Annotated in this window: 17 protein-coding genes; 8 read left to right on the top strand and 9 right to left on the bottom strand. The window is 42.1% G+C overall.

Annotated elements, in window-relative coordinates; all coding sequences use genetic code 11:
• Positions 1-158 precede the first annotated feature (158 nt).
• Genes RJ41_RS02165 through RJ41_RS02145 form a run of 5 tightly spaced genes read right to left on the bottom strand, consistent with a single transcriptional unit; the run spans position 159 to position 5,788 of the window.
• Positions 159-2,246 carry a response regulator gene (locus tag RJ41_RS02165; RefSeq protein ID WP_039216547.1) on the bottom strand — a complete coding sequence of 696 codons (2,088 nt, stop codon included), beginning with the start codon at positions 2,244-2,246 and terminating at the stop codon, positions 159-161.
• 12 nt (positions 2,247-2,258) lie between these two features.
• Positions 2,259-2,711, bottom strand: coding sequence for a response regulator (locus tag RJ41_RS02160; RefSeq protein ID WP_039216546.1), 453 nt, complete (start codon positions 2,709-2,711; stop codon positions 2,259-2,261).
• Positions 2,708-4,213, bottom strand: a complete 1,506-nt coding sequence (locus tag RJ41_RS02155; protein ID WP_039216543.1) for a sensor histidine kinase — start codon at positions 4,211-4,213, stop codon at positions 2,708-2,710. Before RJ41_RS02155 ends, RJ41_RS02160 begins: the two co-directional genes overlap by 4 nt.
• 4 nt (positions 4,214-4,217) lie before the next feature.
• The gene (locus RJ41_RS02150) at positions 4,218-4,442 is read right to left on the bottom strand and encodes a hypothetical protein (protein WP_039216542.1); all 225 of its coding nucleotides are present in this window, start codon (positions 4,440-4,442) and stop codon (positions 4,218-4,220) included.
• A gap of 14 nt (positions 4,443-4,456) precedes the next feature.
• The gene (locus tag RJ41_RS02145; protein WP_039216539.1) at positions 4,457-5,788 is read right to left on the bottom strand and encodes a sigma-54-dependent transcriptional regulator; all 1,332 of its coding nucleotides are present in this window, start codon (positions 5,786-5,788) and stop codon (positions 4,457-4,459) included.
• Between the two features lie 462 nt (positions 5,789-6,250).
• On the opposite strand from RJ41_RS02145, the gene RJ41_RS02140 reads away from it, so the two are divergent.
• Positions 6,251-6,856, top strand: coding sequence for an exopolysaccharide biosynthesis protein (locus RJ41_RS02140; RefSeq protein WP_039216538.1), 606 nt, complete (start codon positions 6,251-6,253; stop codon positions 6,854-6,856).
• Positions 6,857-6,867: 11 nt separating this feature from the next.
• Here the strand turns inward: RJ41_RS02140 and RJ41_RS02135 are convergent, their stop codons facing one another.
• Positions 6,868-7,788 (bottom strand): LysR family transcriptional regulator, encoded by a 921-nt coding sequence (locus RJ41_RS02135; protein WP_039216536.1) that lies wholly within the window; start codon positions 7,786-7,788, stop codon positions 6,868-6,870.
• 55 nt (positions 7,789-7,843) lie between these two features.
• Entirely contained in the window at positions 7,844-8,194 is a 351-nt protein-coding gene (locus RJ41_RS02130; protein ID WP_039216534.1) for a rhodanese-like domain-containing protein, read from the bottom strand.
• 195 nt (positions 8,195-8,389) lie between these two features.
• Here RJ41_RS02130 and RJ41_RS02125 point away from each other — a divergent pair, with 195 nt between their 5' ends.
• Positions 8,390-8,701 (top strand): ArsR/SmtB family transcription factor, encoded by a 312-nt coding sequence (locus RJ41_RS02125; protein WP_039216532.1) that lies wholly within the window; start codon positions 8,390-8,392, stop codon positions 8,699-8,701.
• 87 nt (positions 8,702-8,788) lie between these two features.
• Here the strand turns inward: RJ41_RS02125 and RJ41_RS02120 are convergent, their stop codons facing one another.
• Entirely contained in the window at positions 8,789-9,529 is a 741-nt protein-coding gene (locus RJ41_RS02120; protein ID WP_039216531.1) for a PRC-barrel domain-containing protein, read from the bottom strand.
• Between the two features lie 192 nt (positions 9,530-9,721).
• Positions 9,722-10,078 (bottom strand): MaoP family protein, encoded by a 357-nt coding sequence (locus RJ41_RS02115; protein WP_039216528.1) that lies wholly within the window; start codon positions 10,076-10,078, stop codon positions 9,722-9,724.
• 398 nt (positions 10,079-10,476) lie between these two features.
• On the opposite strand from RJ41_RS02115, the gene RJ41_RS19135 reads away from it, so the two are divergent.
• The 6 genes from RJ41_RS19135 (at position 10,477) to RJ41_RS02090 (ending at position 18,271) form a co-directional block, all read left to right on the top strand.
• The gene (locus RJ41_RS19135; protein ID WP_167334062.1) at positions 10,477-10,644 is read left to right on the top strand and encodes a hypothetical protein; all 168 of its coding nucleotides are present in this window, start codon (positions 10,477-10,479) and stop codon (positions 10,642-10,644) included.
• A 126-nt stretch (positions 10,645-10,770) separates the two neighbouring features.
• On the top strand, positions 10,771-11,601 hold the full coding sequence (locus tag RJ41_RS02110; RefSeq protein WP_039216527.1) for a LysR family transcriptional regulator: 831 nt from the start codon (positions 10,771-10,773) through the stop codon (positions 11,599-11,601).
• Positions 11,602-11,664: 63 nt separating this feature from the next.
• Positions 11,665-12,015 (top strand): DUF2750 domain-containing protein, encoded by a 351-nt coding sequence (locus RJ41_RS02105; RefSeq protein ID WP_039216526.1) that lies wholly within the window; start codon positions 11,665-11,667, stop codon positions 12,013-12,015.
• A 131-nt stretch (positions 12,016-12,146) separates the two neighbouring features.
• On the top strand, positions 12,147-12,380 hold the full coding sequence (locus RJ41_RS02100) for a DUF2789 family protein (RefSeq protein ID WP_039216525.1): 234 nt from the start codon (positions 12,147-12,149) through the stop codon (positions 12,378-12,380).
• A gap of 65 nt (positions 12,381-12,445) precedes the next feature.
• Positions 12,446-13,834 carry a ribonuclease J gene (locus RJ41_RS02095; RefSeq protein WP_084081749.1) on the top strand — a complete coding sequence of 463 codons (1,389 nt, stop codon included), beginning with the start codon at positions 12,446-12,448 and terminating at the stop codon, positions 13,832-13,834.
• Positions 13,835-14,101: 267 nt separating this feature from the next.
• Positions 14,102-18,271, top strand: a complete 4,170-nt coding sequence (locus tag RJ41_RS02090) for an EAL domain-containing protein (protein ID WP_039216523.1) — start codon at positions 14,102-14,104, stop codon at positions 18,269-18,271.
• The last annotated feature ends 72 nt before the right edge of the window (positions 18,272-18,343 follow it).

Genomic DNA, 18,343 nt, shown 5'->3' with positions numbered 1-18,343 from the left:
TTAGAAGGTGCAACGCACATACCAAATGTTAATTTCTATAATTATCAAGGGGATATATTTGTTTGGGGTGGCGAGCAGGCAAAAGGTTTGCAAGATAATCACAGTATCTCGGCAAACCCTTGTAATATTTTCTTAGTAAATTATGAGTAACGGTTGGTTTAACCAATCACAGAAGCCAAGTCGTCTTTCGACACTGGTTTAAGTAACGCGCTGTCTATTCCAATCGCTTCCATTGTTTTTTTACTTGCCTCATGGCCGCTTACTATTGTGAGGATGGCATCTGGTAATTTTTCTTTAAGCTCTTCAGCCAAGTCATACCCATCGTAATCTGGTAACGTCAAATCCATTAGAACATGATCAAACTGGCCGTTCCGAGCTGCTTCAAGCGCGTCAGCACCGCAGAATTCAGTAGTTACATCGTGCCCTAAATGGGTTAAAAACAGTTTTAATAGTTCTGCAGCGTCTTCATCGTCTTCTATTACCAGTACACGTTTATTATTGCACCTTTGTTCGCTGTCTTTCTTAACATCATTTGTTTGTGCTGCATTTGAGTTAACTGACGCCTCAACAGCGCTGCAAGAAGACCCTTCCTCTTCTGGCGCGTAAGGTTTGTGCATTGGCATATCAGCTACTTGCGCTTCTACATTGGTAAAAGTAATGTGGTCCCCGGGGGGCAGATATTGTGCAAGTAGATGTGCAAGTGCAAAGCGATCTATCGGTTTACCGATAACGTCATTAAAGCCTTCACGTATCAAAGATTCCTTTAACCCTTTTCGACTGGCAGCGGTGACTGCGATCACAGGGATATTCTTACCGTGGCGACGTATTGCATGTAAAGCTTCAATTCCATTCATAACAGGCATATGAATGTCCATAAGTACTAAATCAAAAGGTTGGTTGTGTTCATCCGCCTGTAGAACCGCCTCCAGCGCTTTCACTCCGTTTTCAGCATAGCTTATATCTGCTTTAGACTGACTCACAATGTGACCGGTAAGTCGTCGAATTTCTCTCAAATCATCGACAATCAGCACCCTACCTGTGACATTTAAGTCAATACTGCTCGATTCGACAGGTTGAATCTGGCCAAGCGTTAAATCAACGTTAGGCTGGGAAGAAATGTCACCTGGATTAATATTAAATGTAAACGTGCTGCCTTCCCCCATTCGAGATGCCACATTAATATCACCACCAAGCTTCGTGACCAGTTCTTTACAGATAGCCAAGCCTAGACCCGCGCCGCCGTGGTTGGCGCGCATGACATCTTCAATTTGTTCAAAAGGTTGAAAAATATTGGCCAACTTGTCTGGGGGCATTCCAATGCCAGTATCATCTACCGAAAACTTAAGTAGCGGGTATTGTTTGCCAGCTTCTACACATTGCTCCAGTGCTATGGTGAGCGTAATACTGCCTTTATCTGTGAATTTTACGGCATTCGAGATGAGGTTGAGTAACACCTGCCGAAGGCGCGTAGGATCCGTCTGGATAAATTCAGGTATTTTAGTCTCAGAGACCACGTTCAAGCTCAAGCCTTTGTCTTTTGCATTGAGCCGCATTAATGAATGAATGTCGGTAAGAAAAGCAGATAAATTTACATCTTTAATGTTCAGCTCGAGCTTTTCTGCCATTATCCGTGACATATCAAGAAGGTCATTTAACAGGCTTAACAAGTGTTTCCCGTTAGAGTGTATGATCGATAACTCTTGCTGAAACGGGCTATTTCTAGCATCGTCAATTAGGAGCTCTGTATAGCCTAAGATAGAGGTGAGGGGAGTGCGTAGCTCGTGACCTAAGTGCGCAAGAAATTTGTCCTTCGCTTTATTCTTTTGCTCTACTTTATTGCGCTCAATACGCTCGTTCTCAATGTCGCGCCTTACCATAGCGTAGCGGATAGTGCGCATAAAGCGTGGCGATTCAATTTCTGATTTTTGCAAATAATCTGCGGCCCCAGCGCGCATCACCATTTCATCTACGGTAGCGTCTGATTGTCCTGTTAATATCACTACAGGTAGGCTAAATTGATTTGATTTTAGAACACCCAAAACATCAATGGCATTTTCAGCGCCCAGCAAATAGTCAAGCAAGCATAAATCAAAATCTTCAGTCTTGAGCGCTTCCACGGCATCAAGGCTGTTTGTCACCCAAGTTAGCTCGAACTTGGGTGACTTACACTGTTCTAGATAGTCAGAAGTTAAGAAGTAATCATCTTCATCATCTTCTACCAATAGAATTTTTATAACCTCTGACATCTAGTACCTCTTTTACTCGTGTGGCAACTCTACAAACTCAATCCAATAACGTCCTAAAGCACGCATTAGTTCAACTAAGCCTTCAAAATTAACCGGTTTAGTAATGTAAGAGGCGCATCCAAGGTCATAACCGCGAAGCATGTCTTCTTCTTCCTTAGATGTTGTTAGGATAACAACGGGGATACTGCGAAGTTTGGGGTCATTTTTAAGTTCTTGAAGCGCCTCACGGCCATCTTTTCTTGGCATATTTAAGTCAAGTAAGATAAGGCTTGGGCGAGGGGCAGAAGCAGGGTCGGAGTACTTACCCTCGTGACGAAGAAATTCCAACAACTCTACGCCGTCTTCGACACAAAACAAGTTGTTCAAAACGCGACTTTCTTGAAGCGCATCAACGGTTAATAAACGATCATCCTCGTCATCGTCAGCCATCAATATATTAATTGGTTGTGTTTGTTTACGCGTCATTGTGTTTCTCCATTATTGTTGTTAGAGCCAAACGGGTCGCTCTCTACAGGCATTATTATCGAGAACGTTGCTCCTTGTCCCGGTGAGCTAAGAGCAGTGATTTGCCCATTGTGTCTTTCTACTATCCTACGGCAAACAGCAAGTCCAATCCCTGTGCCTTTGTACTCGCTTCTACCGTGAAGGCGCTGAAAAGGAGCGAAGATTTTCTCAGCAAAAGATTGCTCAAAACCAATACCGTTATCTTTAACCGTAATTTTTATCCAGTCGTATTCATCTGCCATCAGAATGTCATGGGTGTCAGATTCGGTTGCTTTTTCTGCGTTAATGTTAACAGCAGGGGTTACGCCTTCACTTTGGAATTTAAGTGCGTTTGATATTAAGTTTAAAAACAATTGCTCGAGCTGTGACTTATCGCCTCGTATAACGGGCATATCGCTTACGTTGATTTCTGCTGATGTCTCATCAATGGCGATTTCCAAATCCCCGAGTACGCTTTGAATGGTATTATTTAGGTCTACCTCATCAAACTCTTTACCACGGGTTGAAACGCGTGAAAATGCGAGAAGATCCGAAATAAGCATAGACATACGCTCTGCAGCGTTAAGCATACGCGCAAGGTAATCCTTGCCTCTTTCATCTATTACGTCATTGTAACCAGACTCTAAACGGTTTCCGAAAGCCCTTATCTTTCGAAGTGGTTCTTGTAGGTCGTGCGAGGCTACGAATGCAAAATCTTCCAACTCTCGGTTACTTCGTGCTAATTCGTCGGAATAAAGACTTAACTCTTGTGTCCTTTCTTCAATTCGAGATTCTAAATCTTCATTCACAGATTCGAGATCGGCCTGATATTTCTCATGTTCTCGAGAATTAATTTTTAAAAGCAGAAAAACAGTGATTATAAGCAGTAACGTAGTTGCTGATGAAATAATCAAGGTGTTTACCGAATCTCTTCTTAGGCTCATCAGGTTTGCCAAGTGCGTGCCTTGCATATCTCTTTCAGAGCTGTCAATTTCGCGAAATAGCGTTTCGAACCGCTTGTATAACTTTATGCCTTTATCACTTCTAACTGAGTTAATAGCCTCTCGCTCTCTTCCCTCTTTAACGAGCTCAACCACCTCTATAACCTCATTCACTTTCGCTTTTGTCAGCTGAAGCAATTCTTCGATTCTCACAGACTGATCGCCAATATCAGATGAAAAAGAGCTGACTTCTACTTCGTCCATTAATTCGCCGATTACCCCGAGTGTTTCGGTATAATCCGTAAGATATTCTTCGTCGTCTGTGAGCATGTAGCCACGTTGACCAGACTCAACTCTCAATATAGCTACATGCAAGCGATTCACTGCATTGATAACGCGATTAGTAGTGAACAGCCGCGCTTCCAGTGCAGAAAGGTCGTTGAGCGTACTTACCACATAGAAGGAATTTGCTGTTATTACAACGATGACCAGAACGACCAAAATTATCCAGCTGTATAACGAAGACAGGACTTTAGTAATCATTTACTCATTCCGAAACATTCTCACCCAACTCTGTAGCCATAACAGAAAGGGTGTGACTGCAGTCTTTTGCACTGCTTATTATTTTATCCAATGCCGCCAACGCCTTTTCGGGCGGGACTTCTCCATTTAGTGCCATTTTCACTAGCTCAGCCTGCATAGATATTCTATTCAAAGGTTTTCGAGCGTCGTGCACGAAAACACTTAGTCGAGCAAATTCTTCACTAGTCATGTCGCATACCTCTTTTATTCTTCTTTACTAAGGTCACCATAGGCATGAAGACGGTTGTACAAGGTTTTGGTACTTATACCTAACATTTCAGCTGCCGTTGTCTTGTTGCCATTCACTTTTTCCAAGGTGGCGTAAATAAGCTCTTTTTCTACATCTTCAATGGTTCTTCCCGCTTGTAATGCAGGTGTTGTACTTTGTTTTTGCGCAAATGGAGATTCGATAGTTTTAGGGAGCTCAATTTCGCTTTTTTCTGGATCACTCATAATGGCTGCACGATGCACAAAGTGCCTTAACTCACGAACGTTGCCCGGCCAATCATAAGCTTGAAGCGTATCTAGCTGGCTTTCCTCCCACTTAAAATTCGAGCCGTTCTCTTTGTTAAATTCGGCAATGAAAGTTTTAGCTAGCAGAGGAATGTCTTCTTTTCTATCGCGTAGAGGTGGTATTGTTATCGGAAATACAGCAAGCCTAAAGTAAATGTCTTCGCGCAGGACTTTGCTTTGTGCGATCTCTTCCATCGTTCTATTTGTGGCTGAAACTACACGGCAGTTAACAGGAATCGTTTTCGTACCACCTACTCGAATAACGACTTTATTCTCAAGAACCCTTAATAAGTTTGGCTGCATATCAATTGGCATTTCGGTAATTTCATCTAAGAAAAGGGTGCCACCTTCTGCTTGCTCAAACACGCCTTCTTTACGACCTACCGCACCAGTAAACGCTCCTTTTTCATGGCCGAATAGTTCACTACCAATTAATTCTTTTGAAAATGCACCACAGTTAGTGGCGATATAAGGCCCTTCACTTTCTGAAGCGTGGTGAATTGCAGCTGCAACAACCTCTTTACCAACACCACTTTCGCCTAGTAGCATAACGTTAGCGCTTGTTTTGCTCACCCGTGAAATGAGTTTGTACAACTCTTTCATCACGGGAGACTCGCCAATAAGCAAGTCGAAATGCTTTTCAATCTTTTCTTCAGCCGGCGCTTTTGGTTTGGTTTTTTTACTCAGTACCGCCTCGATTTCTTCACGCTGTATTGGCTTGACGAGATAATCGACGGTAGGTCCACATAAGCCTTTTATTACGCTTTTGACTGACGGATGGCCTGTGATGAGTGTTACGCGAGGTCTCTTAGGAAGTGCATCAAGTTCATTGAATAGATGTGCGCCGCTTCCATCGGGCAACATGAAATCTAGCAGTACGTGATCGAAGGTTTCTTTTTCGAGCCAGTCTCGAGCCTCCGCTAATGTAGCGGCAGTGAGAACGTCGTGGCCCAGAAATTCAATAATTGTACAGGCAACTTCTGTAAATTCGGCGTCGTCATCGACTAAGAGTACGGTTAGCACGTGGATGTCCTTCTTTCTCTGTCCATTAAGAATATGGAATAAAATCAATATTATAGTTTTATCATAAATAACAAGGAACAATAACAAAAACGCACGGCATCCATGAGTATTTCCTCGCTTTAATCGTTCAGTTCTAGGTAGCACGCATACGGGAAATGCATCATCGACGTAAATATCGTTAGGCGATGACTTTGTAGAGCGTCAACATTGCCAATCGATGTGAAGATGGTTAAGCGTATGGATTAGTGCAAAGTGTTACCAATTTACATGGTCTTGCAAAAAGTATTCCCACACGCTTTTTACAGGGCTGTAAAACACCTATGGCATATTTTTCGCACAACTTTGTACTACAAAGTTTCGCTAATATGTGATGTAAACAACGCAGAATTTTAGCGCGTTTATAGTGGAGAGCGCGCTTCGAAACTACTGGGAAAAACGAAAGTTAAGTCAAAGGAATTGAAAATGTGGGCAAAAACAGCCGGAAGATCAATGACCTTGTCCGAGCTGCTGACAAAAATGCAGCCAAGAGCAAGTCAGGATTTATTCTATTTTGCTGATTTTTGGGAAGTGATGGAAAAGCGCGGTTTTGGTCCTATGTTGGCGCTACCATCATTTATCGCTTGTACGCCTATAGGCGCAATACCCGGTATCCCTTCACTGACCGGTGTGACGATTTTACTCATCGCATTGCAAATTTTACTCGGTAGCAGGCACCCTTGGCTACCTCAAAAAGTGATGGATATTCACTGTGATGCGGACCAATTAAGAAACATCGTTAAGAAGATTAAACCTCACGCTGAAAAAATAGATCGCTTTCTCATTCCTCGTTGCTTTTTTATGAGGCAGCCTGTGTTTCGTTCTTTGATTGCATTGAACTGTGTAGGTTGTGGCCTTGTTATGATACCCCTTGAGCTCATTCCCTTAATGGGCTTCATACCTGCACTAGCAGTCCTCATAATGGCCGTTGGCATGGCCACCGACGACGGTGCGGTGGCTTTGATAGGCGTGACAATATCGATATTTGGTTTCGTGCTAGGCTTTGAGCATTTACCAGGAGCGATTAGTTAAATCTATAGTTATTAAGAGCCGGAATCTATCATGAAATCTGAGGTGGGTAGGTTCATGGTTTGGTATCTCAATTCCCCTATGAATGTGCGGGCTGCTGGTCCTAATGTGTCTCCATCTTCGAAAGAAAGATAGAGTAGGGCTTTTCGTAATGCTGCATTGTTATCTAAAGGAAGGGGGACCAGCGTACCGTTTTCTAGTTCTTCTTTTATAATTGCTATAGGTAACCAAGCAAAACCTAACCCTTGAGCAATGATATCTAACGATGTTCTTACATGGCTAACCGTCCATCGCTGTTCCGCACCGAGCCAGCCTACATCTGCCTTACGCTCGGCTGAAGAGTCGCGAACCACAATTTGACGATGGGTTTTAAGGTCTTCTAGTGTAAGCGCTCTTTTTAGTTGATGTAGAGGATGATCGGCATGAGCAACAGCGGCAAACTCAATTTCGCATAAATCTTCACTGAACCCATTTGGGAAGACAAAAGGAGAAATGCCCAAGTCCACTTTGCCACTCGCTAGCAATTCATTAGCACCTCTTAGCACAGTTTCCTCTATTTCAATGCGCAATAAAGGAAACTCTGCTGAGACTTTGGCTAAAACGTTATAAAGTAACTCAGAAGGGAAAATAATATCCACAGCAATACGCAGCGTTGTTTCTGTTCCTACTTTTAAACTACTTGCTACAGCTTCTAGCTTGTGAGCCTCGCTAAGTAAAAATGACGCGCGTCTGTACATTAATTCACCTTGAGGGGAAAGTTGTACTTTACGGCCAATATTTTCAAACAGCGTTACACCGATAGCGTTTTCAAGCTTTTGAACCGCGTGATGAACGCTTGATTGACTTTTATGTACTTCAGCAGCGGCTTGATTAAAGCCTCCGGCATCTACCACGGCTTTAAACATACGCCATTGTTCTAGTGTAGATTTAAGCATGCATCGCCCTTAACCTTTTATTTAACTTTCTTATATCATACACATCTTGCGCAAGTCATTTTTCGTTGGCTTGGTTAATGGTTGGTACGGAACAGGTCACGACTGATACTTTTTCATACCCCATGTTCATTAACTGTTCTGCCGCTAACTTTGCACGAACGCCAGACGCACAATGAACATAGAGTGGTGTAGAGGCATCTTGAAAACGTTCAAGTGCTTTCATCTCTAAAATACCGCGCGGAATATTAAGCGCAGCGGGAACAGGATGATTTGTTGCTTCACTATTTTCTCTTACATCGATAAGTACACCATTATTTTGTTTTAACTCATTTACTGCCTGTACAGCAGTCACACAACGTATATCAAAATTGATGTTTTCAATACGCGTCTTCAAATCAATCAACATAATCCTTCCTTAAAAATAAATTTTGCTCAAATAAACTAAAATAAGTAAAGACTAATGTAAGGCTTGTGTATTCAACCAAACAATAAAAATAACTGGAATTCATCGCATAAAATGGCAAGTCGGCAGAATGTCTTATACTTTAGTATAGTTAATCGCTAAATTAGTGCCCAGATACTTTACACATTGGGAGTGCTTATGTCCGAGGAAATGGTAATAGGTTCAGAAAATATAATGGAACACGCTGCGGAAGCTGAAATCTTTTTAAAGCAATTCGCGAATAAAACCCGTCTAATGGTGCTATGTTCACTATTAGAGGAGGAAAAGTCGGTAACTGAACTATTAGAAGTAGTTAACGTTTCACAACCCGTAATTTCCCAGCATCTTGCTTTATTACGAGAGTCTCAAATGGTGGCTACTAGAAGGGAAGGTCAAACAATCTACTACCGCCTTGCGGATGAACGGGTTAAACGTCTTATCGCGTTAATGTACGAATTCTTCTGCCAGTAATACTTTATTCTTTCATCACACAAACACAATGTCCGCGGTCAAACGGACATTGTACGGTCAATATGACTTCTGAAAGCGCTACGTAAACTACTTATCGAATTGCTTGCAAAGCATTGTGATGTAATCGTCCTCTGCAATTCTATCGCTATCGACTTCTGGTCTTTTGAGCAGTTCATCATGACTTAGCTTTACCTCGACACTGTGAGCGGCCCAATCAATATTTTTTATGTCATGTGGCATCAAAACTAAATGTTTTCCACCTGGAAGCCAGTTATTCGTATCCACAACGAGCATGACTATTTTCCAATTTCGCGAGTCAATTATAAAATTGCTAATGTGACCTACGTTATCGGTGGTAGTAGCAACTTCATAACCACCTACTTCACCAACAGCTCTTAAGTGATTGCTGGTCTTTTTGGGGTGAAGCGTTTCTGAGTCATTAGTCTGCTGCAACTGAACAAGCTCATTTGGGTGTGCAAATTCACCCCAAGCTCCAGGCCCTATCCAGTAGTACCCATACCCAAAGTATTTAAAGAGGTTTTCCTCGTACTCCCGAGAGACGGGTTTATGCTCGTCTATAGAAGGACTATTTTTTAATTTTTCGACCGTCATATTCACATGTACGACGCTCTTATCTCTATCTAGTTCGGTTAGTGCGATGGGGGAGATGACCACTTTTCTGCTAAGCGGAAGCCATGTATTGGTGTCTGCAACCAAGTAACGTACAGTAAACGTCTCGTCGTCAAAAAGAATATCGCGGATGCCGCCCACTTTGTCATCAAAGGCATGAATAGAAAAATGAGTGAGCTGTTTTGAACTTATGATCATCGTTTCGCCTCCTTTGCTAGGGCTCTTTATGCAGAGCAACGGTTAACGTTGATAAACGTCGCTCTTTATTACTCTCAGTGTAGACATTCCTTAACCTTTCACCATTTTGTTCTTGGTTAAAGTTGATTGAGATCATTATGGTTTACAAACAAAAAAGCTCGCATTAAGCGAGCTTTAACAGGAGAGTGCTTTTTAGGCGACATCAAACTCATCATCAGAAAAATCATCGTCGTAATCCGACTGGTTGCTAGCACTGCTATGAAGCGTGTAAAAGTGCTTTTTACCCCTAGCTAACCTGACGTACTTTGCCCATGCCTTTTCTAGGTTATTAGCCGCTTCAACTTTACCATTAATGAATTCGACGAAGTGTTTCTCATCTTCGCTTTCTGGCAATAGTTCACCACTTTCAAGTCCTAACAAGGTCTTTCCGTAATTTGTTAGAAGATCGGCTTCAGTAATGCTGAAGTCACCTGATTTACGGAAACCATACGGAAACTTCTGACGGTCGATATAAGGTTTTGCTGATAGTCGAATAGCTAAACTTTTCATGTTGTACCCAACGTATTGTTTTGTTCAGCGCACTTTTAAAATAATTAAAAACGAAGATAAAACAAAAGATTTTTCTCTTATCAATAAAAAATTTTTAAGAGCTTAAAAAGAAAAAGAATTTCGGTACTTTTGTTTAATTAATAGTCAATGCTGCTATAGATAACTAGAAATACGTACTTTTTTAAAGTTTTGATTATTGGATAAAAATTCGTGTTTTTGAACTCTTGATGGTTTAGCTGAACGTGCTGATATAAGCGTAATAGAAACGAGTGTGTTAGGTCTATTAAGTTTCATTGAGTACGTAATCAAAAATTCTTATCGCTACGATGATTAAAATTCGTTTTCCATTTTACTGCTTACGATAATAATTGGAGTGTGTTAACAACCCAGAGAAGTCAATGAGTAAAGACTATCGTTACCAGCGTGATGAATGGGACTCGGTAGAAGAGGAAGATTTTCACGCTAAAAAGCCAAGTTCCAAACGCCAAAGTTCGGTAAAGGCGAAGCAGAAGCGTGACTTGCAACGCCGTGATAAACAGCGTCGCCTGCACCAAGAAGAGTATTAATTCAGCGAGTTGGTGAAATTTTATTTAAGCGCACCGCATTAAGCGGTGCGCTTCTGTGCTTTTGTATTTACTTGCCGTATGATCTGTGTCAATTTACGTCTACTTTGATTCGGTTGTACAACAAGCATGGATATACGCTTTCTCACCACCTTTATAGAGGTGGCTAAAACACGTCACTTTGGTAAAGCGGCGGAAAACCTTTACCTCACTCAATCTGCCGTTAGTGCACGAATAAAGCTTCTTGAAGAATATTTTCACACCACGCTTTTTATAAGACAGCGCAATAGTATTCAGCTTACACAATCAGGTGAAAAGTTGCTTCCCTATGCAAAGCAATTATGCGCTACGTTGAATGAAGCGAAGCAAGAACTACAAATTCAGTCTTCGGAATATGTTGTGTGTGGTGCAACACAGCTTGCTAGTGAGTTGCTGTTGCCTAGAATGCTTAGCCATCTTCACAATTCATTTCCGGACTGGTCGGTAAAGGCAGAAGTTTTAACGCTTGATACCTTGTCTCGTCAGCTTCATGAAAGGGTTACAGACCTCTCATTTTCCACGGAGCCACTTAAATCTGAAGAGGTGAATAGCGATGTCTTATTAGAGCATGAGCTGGCGCTATACCGTATCGGAGAGGGCGCAGACTCTATAGATGCTGCAGATTTTGTAGCAATAGATTGGGGCGCTAAAGCCCGAGACTGGCTACTTACCACCTACCCGCAACTTCGCGATGCTAAGTTAAGGACGAATTCGTTAAATTTAGCGCTAAATAATCTACAAAGTGAAGGCGGTATAGCTGTACTTCCAATTGGTGTTGAAACGCAGTTACCAGCTGGCACCAAAGTGACTAAAATAGAGACGATAGAAAACGTGTCATTTAAAGTTTACGTGCACAGTATGAAGCAAGTACGTCGGGTTGGTCTTAAGGAAATTATAGAAAGCGTATCGACGGCTTGTTAAATGAAACCAGTGAATGTGCCGCAACGTTCGGCACGCAAATGACAGAATTTTAGAGAGAGTCCAATGTCTCAATTACATCCTTTACTAGAAAAAAATGCATTTCAGCGTTTGGAAGCAAGCCTTGAAACGATTAAAGCAGAACAGAAATTGTTTATCCTAAAAGACGAGCACGGCTGTGTGATGCTTACCACCGACGAGGAAGATGGCGTACCTGTTTGGCCTGATGCTGAGCTTGCGCTTTTGTGGGCTACTGAAGACTGGGCACATTGCGAAGCCATGGAACTGACAACTAAAGAATTTTTATTGAAGTGGGTGCCTGGTATGACGCAAGACGAACTTATGGTCATAGTATGTCCTGTTCCCGCAGAAGAAGGTGAGGTAATTACTCCAGAGGAGTTCGCTGAGTATCTTTAACGTGTGATCTCAAGGGCTCATCAGAGGGTAGATATTTAGTAACGAAACAAAAGCAATTTGCATGCGCTTATTATGCCGCGCTGAAGTCGCTTTAATTGTGCTTTTGTTTATGTGTAACCCTAGGAGGCGTTATGTTTACTGAACAACCTACAATGAATAGTTTATTCAGCCAACTCGGTTTAGGAAGCTCTGACGAAGAAATAGCTGAATTTTTTGAAGCGCATCGAGGACTTAATAACAGCCAGCACTTACACGAAGCGCCTTATTGGAATGAAAGTCAGTCAGCTTTTTTAAAAGAAGCTATTGTTGAAGATGCTGCATGGGCTGAAATCATCGATCAATTAAATGCAGAACTTCACGAATAATCAGGTTGTTTTAGTTACCCGTTTTCGCACGCTATATTTAACGTTTTAAAAAGGCAGTTTACGCTTTGTTGCAACCAACCATCGACGATTTGTGGTTTGTTCCCTTAGGAGGGACAGGCGAAATTGGTATGAACCTTAATTTGTACGGACACAATGGTCAATGGTTGATGGTCGATTGCGGAGTATCGTTCGACGAACCTCTAGTTCCAAATTATAAAGCGGGTGGCAAGGGAGACTGCAGAACTCAATCCAAAGGGTCAACGCACAGAGTGGTTGCTCCTGACCCGACTTTCATCTCAAATCAAAAGGACTCGCTTGCGGGTATTGTTATTACGCACGCACATGAAGACCATGTGGGTGCTATTCCCTATTTATGGGAGCGATTTCAAAAGCCGATTTATACAACGTCGTTCACGGCTGAAGTGTTAAGGCGCAAGCTTGCTCGAACCAAGCTTGCAAACCGAATTGCAATCATTGAAGTTGATTCAGGCGAAATTAAGCAAATTGGACCGTTTGGCGTGCATTGGTTAGCCATTACTCATTCTTTGCCCGAACCTTTTGCCCTGAAGATCATCACCCCAGTGGGAACGGTATTGCATACTGCAGATTGGAAAATTGATGCTAACCCGATCACTGGTCAACCTTTCGATATAAACCTTTACAAGCGATTGGGTGAAGAAAATATTCTCGCCCTGGTGGGTGATTCCACTAACGCGCCAAAACCTGGTTTTTCGATCTCAGAGAGAAACTGTTACGACGGATTATTGAGCACTATAGCGCCTCTGAAAGGGAGGGTCGTTGTTGGGTGTTTTGGGAGCAATATAGCAAGGCTTATTTCACTGGCAAGAATTGCGAAGAAAACAAAGCGATACATGGGATTGTATGGACGTTCATTAATGAACATGTATGGCATTGCCAAACAACAAGGTATTTGGCCGGATGATTTACCGATTACAGATCCACAACATCTAGGGTATTTGCCACCGCAAGAGGTATTAGCAGTTGCAACAGGTAGCCAAGGTGAGAAAAATACCGCGTTGGCCCGCTTAGCACGAGATAATCATCCCCTCCTTAGTCTAGACAAGGGCGATATGGTTCTATTTTCTTCTATCGTTATTCCCGGCAATGAAGACAGTGTAGAGCGTTTGAGCAAAGCATTATCAGCGAAAGGTGTCTCTGTCATTCACAGTGAAGATAGTGTCTTACCTATTCACGCAAGCGGTCATCCTTGTGAGGAAGAACTCAAATTAATGTATCACTGGGTTAAACCCAAGATTGCGATTCCGGTTCATGGTGAGCACCACCATCTAAAAGCCCACGCGGAAATTGCGAAGTTATGTGGTGTGACTAAGCATTATGTGGGTCAAAATGGTGATCTATACAGGTTAGCGCCACAGCCCAGTATAAGAAGACAGGTTGTGCCGGTTGGACGCGTGCCAGTACAGCAAGACTAACGAATTAGTATGAATACAGTCAGTTTGTAAACAAAGCCATATAGCAGTGCACCGGATTCATTGGAAAACTTATTGCCACAAGTTGGTCAAAGGGTGTACTTTTTGCATTACAAAGCTACCAGGGTACTTTTAATAAGCCTTTAAATTTCAATGTTATAACGATATTTTTTGAGATTGTAAAAACCTCGGCATGAAGCTGCCCATGTTTCAAACATTCTGTTACACTTGAAAATATAATAAAAATGTAAATTGTGCGATCCATTCGTGATGAAGTGTTTTACCTACCTTATTCTTTTGGCTTTTTTTGTTTGTTTAGGTGCAGTGGCATCTCCTCGGTTATCTAACCCTGTTTTTCAGTCTCTCTCGACAAAAAATGGCCTGCCTCAAGATGTCGTAAATGACATTGTTATAAGCGAAGATGGATTTGTATGGATTGCCACAGAAGGTGGCTTAGTGCGGTGGGACGGCGTAAGAACTAAACTCGTAACAGGCCCAGATAATAGCCTTGCTGATGCATCAGTTCATCGGCTAGCGCTGCAAGGCTCAGAAGCGCTTTGGTTCAGTATCTATGGGCGAGGAAATTTTTATCTTGATTTAACCACACAAAATGTCGTTCAAATAGCGCCCACGAAATATCATGCCATAGAAGGGGTTGTGCAACATGCCGAGACATTTCATTGGTATACGCCAAGCAAACTTGTTATTGCACTAAGCGAAGAAGTGCAACTATTTGATACAGAAAAAAACGAAATAACCCGCATTGCTGAATTGCCGGCACCTTTGCTTGAAAATCAACATAGTATTCGTTCGGCCATAACTATTGATGATGTTTTGATAGTGGCGACGACCAAAGGTGTTTATGTTAAAACTATTTTTGATGCTGAACAGCCTTTGGTTAGCTTGGATTACCTAGGTGATACTGAGCAAAATATTGACAATATCAATGCAAAATTTCTGATGTTGGATGAGCAAAACAGAGTCTGGATTACAACGGTACTCGGGGTATTCGTTGCAGACAAAAAAGATTTTTTAGCGCAAGTCAGCGGTGTTAAAAAAAACGTATTTACACAAGTTGCATCTGATAGAAACGTGTGGACTTTGGTGCAGCACAAAGAAAATGCGTTTTGGATGGGCACAAATAAAGGCTTGTACCAACTAGTTCAAACGGCTAATGGTTGGGAGCATGAACATATCTTAGAGCCTAATAATGGTTTCACTGAAATCTCAAATAAAAAAATCACCGCAATAGCCAAAGATGAAGCAGATAATTTGTGGATGAGTTCTGTTTACGCTGGTGCTTTGTATTTTGGGGTTAAAAGCGCAGATATCTTTGCTATCCAGAATGAAAGAACAGGTGAAGAGAGTACGCTAACCAGTCATGTTGTGTGGACATTTGCTGAAACAGAGCCCAATAAAATATGGATAGGGACTGAAAACGGGCTAAATCATTATGATTTTGCTACGAATATATCCGAGAAGTTTTATTACTTCGATGACGAAGTTTTTGGAAAGGGAGCCGTCGATAAGATTATTCCTTTGCAGAGTGGAAAATTGTTCTTAAGTACTTATGAAGGGATTCGGTTATTTGACCCAAAAACAGGAGAAGTGTCTCGTCCTGAAGTATCGAGTGGAGGGGAAAATACAGTTTTTGATACTTATGGGCCCGGCATGCACTTATCCAATGAGGGCATTTTGTATTTTATTGGTTACGAAAGCTTTCTGAAATACGACGTCGTTAAAAAAGAAGTTTCGCCCTTTAAACTAGACCCACGAGTGTTCGATATCAATTTTTCTTATGGTTTTATAGGGCAGTCAAAATATCACAATGACAGGCTTTTTTTAGCTACAGAAGGAGGATTGTGGCTAATCGATCCGACTACCTCGCAGCATGAACTTGTATATCGTTTCCCAGAGGTTTATAGAGGGAGCGAACGCTCCATTACATCGTGGGTAATTGACGACATGGGCGTACTTTGGCTTGCATACAGTGGTGTGGGGCTAATAGGCCTAGATGCGGATACTTTCGAACCCCTTTATGATTTGAATGATAACAATATTTTATTATCGAACATTGTATATGGGCTTCAGAAGGATGAGTCTGGCAATATCTGGTTTAGTTCGCATAAAGGTCTTCACAGGTACGACCCTTCCACCGGTCAAATTAAGAATTTTATTTACGGTCGAGAACTAAGTGTTTCGGAGTTTAATCAGGGGGCATCGCTAAAGCTTAACGATGGAAGGCTGGCCTATGGTTCTACTAGTGGTGCCGTTGTCTTTTCTGCATCGCAACTGGAAAGTTTAGATGTTGACGGTGGTTTACTTGGCAAGAAAACCGCCATTACTGAGGTTGTACTAGGTAATCGCTCGCTAAATCAGCCCCTTAAAAACTTAAGCGGTCACCATTTTAATCTAAATTATGAGGACTATGGGCTAACCATTCACTTTTCCGCACTCGCCATGTCTGGCATAGGAAAAGTGAAGTATTACTACAAACTTTTAAATGGTGACAAAGTGGTTTCCGAAGGTATTACTGAAGATGCGAAAGTAACCTTTACTAATATCGAACCTGGAGACTATGTTTTTACCGTCGCGCCCACGCCTGGAAGCTTCGACTATAACGTTTTGCCAGCGGAAGTAAGCCTGTCTATGCCATACGCACCGCTTCGTTCGCCGTTGGCCTATTCGATATATGCCACCTTAGTCGTGGGCCTGTTAGTGGCTTACTTACTTTCTAGGCAGCGTCACTTAGTCCGATTACAAAAAGCACAACAGCAAGTGACGTTATTTAGTGATGCTTTCAGGCAAACGCGAGATTGGGTACTAATTTTCGATAAGGACAAGCGTCTCGTCGCGGCTAATCCTTCCTTTGAACAAGTGTTTGGATTTAATAGTAAAGAGCCACTGCCTAAGCAGCTTTCGCGGCTTTATATGCGCTATCCCAATCTAAATAGACATCTTTCAGGCAAGCTTCCGGAAATGCAGGGCGGTGATTTTTGGAAAGACGAAGCTGTTATTGACGGTGCCGACGGCAAGCGTTACGACGTACTGATAGATATTACTGCAGTAAGTGGCGAGACTAACGATGCAGAGCACTACCTTATTGTTATTTCAGATATTACCGAGCAGAAAAACGCAGAACGCAAGTTGCTGAAGATTGCTACGTACGACAGCTTGACGGGGCTGGTAAATAGAACATTGCTACTTGATAGACTTGAACACGCCATTGGGCTTGCTCGACATCACGAACACCGTGTAGCAGTAATGTTTGTAGATTTGGACAGGTTTAAAGGTATTAACGATTCTCTCGGCCACGATTATGGCGACAAACTGTTACGTATAGTGGCGAACAGAATGCGAAATCTAGTAGCAGAGTCTGGCACGGTGGCGCGGCTTGGAGGTGATGAATTCGTTATTGTCATCGAAGAGGTAGATGAAAGCGATGATCTAAGTTCTTTTGTCGCACAAATTATCGAATCGGTAGAAACACCAATTTCACTGGCTGAAGAAGTGCTTCGAGTATCGTGTAGTATTGGCGTTGCTTTTTATCCCGAAGATGCGTCTGAGCCCGCAGAGCTAATTAAGCAGGCCGACGTTGCCATGTATAGCGCTAAGAAAGATGCATTAAGTGGTTTTACATACTTTACCAGTGATATGAATGAGCGCGCTAAAACACGTTTACTGTTAGAAAATAAAGTTAAGCGCGCGTACTCGGATAATTGTTTCTTTAATCACTATCAACCAATCATCGATGCAAGGACAAATACCACAATAGGCGTTGAGTTACTTCTGAGAAGTAAGCTAGATGGCGAGCCACTATTCCCCGACCAATTCATACCCATTTTAGAAGAACTGAAATATATTATAGAAGTGACACGGCAAGCCATGCGTCGAGCCGCCGAAGACTTGGCATCTTGGTATAGCCAAGGCTTTACTGGGTATGTGTCGATTAACTTGTCCGCGCTTCATTTTAAGACAGAATTCGACTTAAGCGGTGTACTGAGTCTATTAAACGAATTCGATTTACCAAAAGAAGCATTCAGGTTTGAGATCACCGAAGGGGTGTTAATGGACGATAGCGATAATGCCTTGAGGCAAATTAATCGCTTTGTTAATGAAGGCTTTGTGCTAGCACTAGATGACTTTGGAACGGGGTATTCATCGCTTAGTTACTTAAAACGTTACCCATTGTCGGTGCTTAAAATAGATAAAAGCTTCGTTAACGAAATGGCGCCTGGTAATGCCAACGAAGCGTTGGTTACGACGACTATAGCACTCGCGACTAGCCTAAATATGAGTTGTGTTGCAGAAGGGGTTGAAACTAAAGCGCAGGTTGACGAACTTATTGAGAGATCGTGTTTTTTCCACCAAGGGTATTTTTACGCAAAGCCATGCGCAGCTGATGAGCTTGAACCTCTGTTGTTTAAAAAGTGGGTATAGGAGCTGTAGGCAATTTTTATCCAAGAAAGATCATAAAGAGCAAAAAGCCTCATCTATAAAAAAATTAAATCT

The organism is Alteromonas marina (assembly GCF_000808575.1).
GTDB lineage: Bacteria > Pseudomonadota > Gammaproteobacteria > Enterobacterales > Alteromonadaceae > Alteromonas > Alteromonas marina_A.
The sequence above is the reverse complement of the archived record's forward strand: the minus strand, read 5'-3'. Positions and strand labels throughout refer to the sequence as shown.

Excerpts from the sequence above, each read along its gene's own strand:
- RJ41_RS02130 (WP_039216534.1), bottom strand. The coding sequence starts at position 8,194 with ATGTTGATTGATTTGAAGACGCGTATTGAAAACATCAATTTTGATATA.
- RJ41_RS02110 (WP_039216527.1), top strand. The coding sequence starts at position 10,771 with ATGGATATACGCTTTCTCACCACCTTTATAGAGGTGGCTAAAACACGT.
- RJ41_RS02105 (WP_039216526.1), top strand. The coding sequence starts at position 11,665 with ATGTCTCAATTACATCCTTTACTAGAAAAAAATGCATTTCAGCGTTTG.
- RJ41_RS02115 (WP_039216528.1), bottom strand. The coding sequence starts at position 10,078 with ATGAAAAGTTTAGCTATTCGACTATCAGCAAAACCTTATATCGACCGT.
- RJ41_RS02150 (WP_039216542.1), bottom strand. The coding sequence starts at position 4,442 with ATGACTAGTGAAGAATTTGCTCGACTAAGTGTTTTCGTGCACGACGCT.
- RJ41_RS02100 (WP_039216525.1), top strand. The coding sequence starts at position 12,147 with ATGTTTACTGAACAACCTACAATGAATAGTTTATTCAGCCAACTCGGT.
- RJ41_RS02155 (WP_039216543.1), bottom strand. The coding sequence starts at position 4,213 with ATGATTACTAAAGTCCTGTCTTCGTTATACAGCTGGATAATTTTGGTC.
- RJ41_RS19135 (WP_167334062.1), top strand. The coding sequence starts at position 10,477 with ATGAGTAAAGACTATCGTTACCAGCGTGATGAATGGGACTCGGTAGAA.
- RJ41_RS02140 (WP_039216538.1), top strand. The coding sequence starts at position 6,251 with ATGTGGGCAAAAACAGCCGGAAGATCAATGACCTTGTCCGAGCTGCTG.
- RJ41_RS02120 (WP_039216531.1), bottom strand. The coding sequence starts at position 9,529 with ATGATCATAAGTTCAAAACAGCTCACTCATTTTTCTATTCATGCCTTT.
- RJ41_RS02125 (WP_039216532.1), top strand. The coding sequence starts at position 8,390 with ATGTCCGAGGAAATGGTAATAGGTTCAGAAAATATAATGGAACACGCT.
- RJ41_RS02135 (WP_039216536.1), bottom strand. The coding sequence starts at position 7,788 with ATGCTTAAATCTACACTAGAACAATGGCGTATGTTTAAAGCCGTGGTA.
- RJ41_RS02160 (WP_039216546.1), bottom strand. The coding sequence starts at position 2,711 with ATGACGCGTAAACAAACACAACCAATTAATATATTGATGGCTGACGAT.
- RJ41_RS02090 (WP_039216523.1), top strand. The coding sequence starts at position 14,102 with ATGAAGTGTTTTACCTACCTTATTCTTTTGGCTTTTTTTGTTTGTTTA.
- RJ41_RS02165 (WP_039216547.1), bottom strand. The coding sequence starts at position 2,246 with ATGTCAGAGGTTATAAAAATTCTATTGGTAGAAGATGATGAAGATGAT.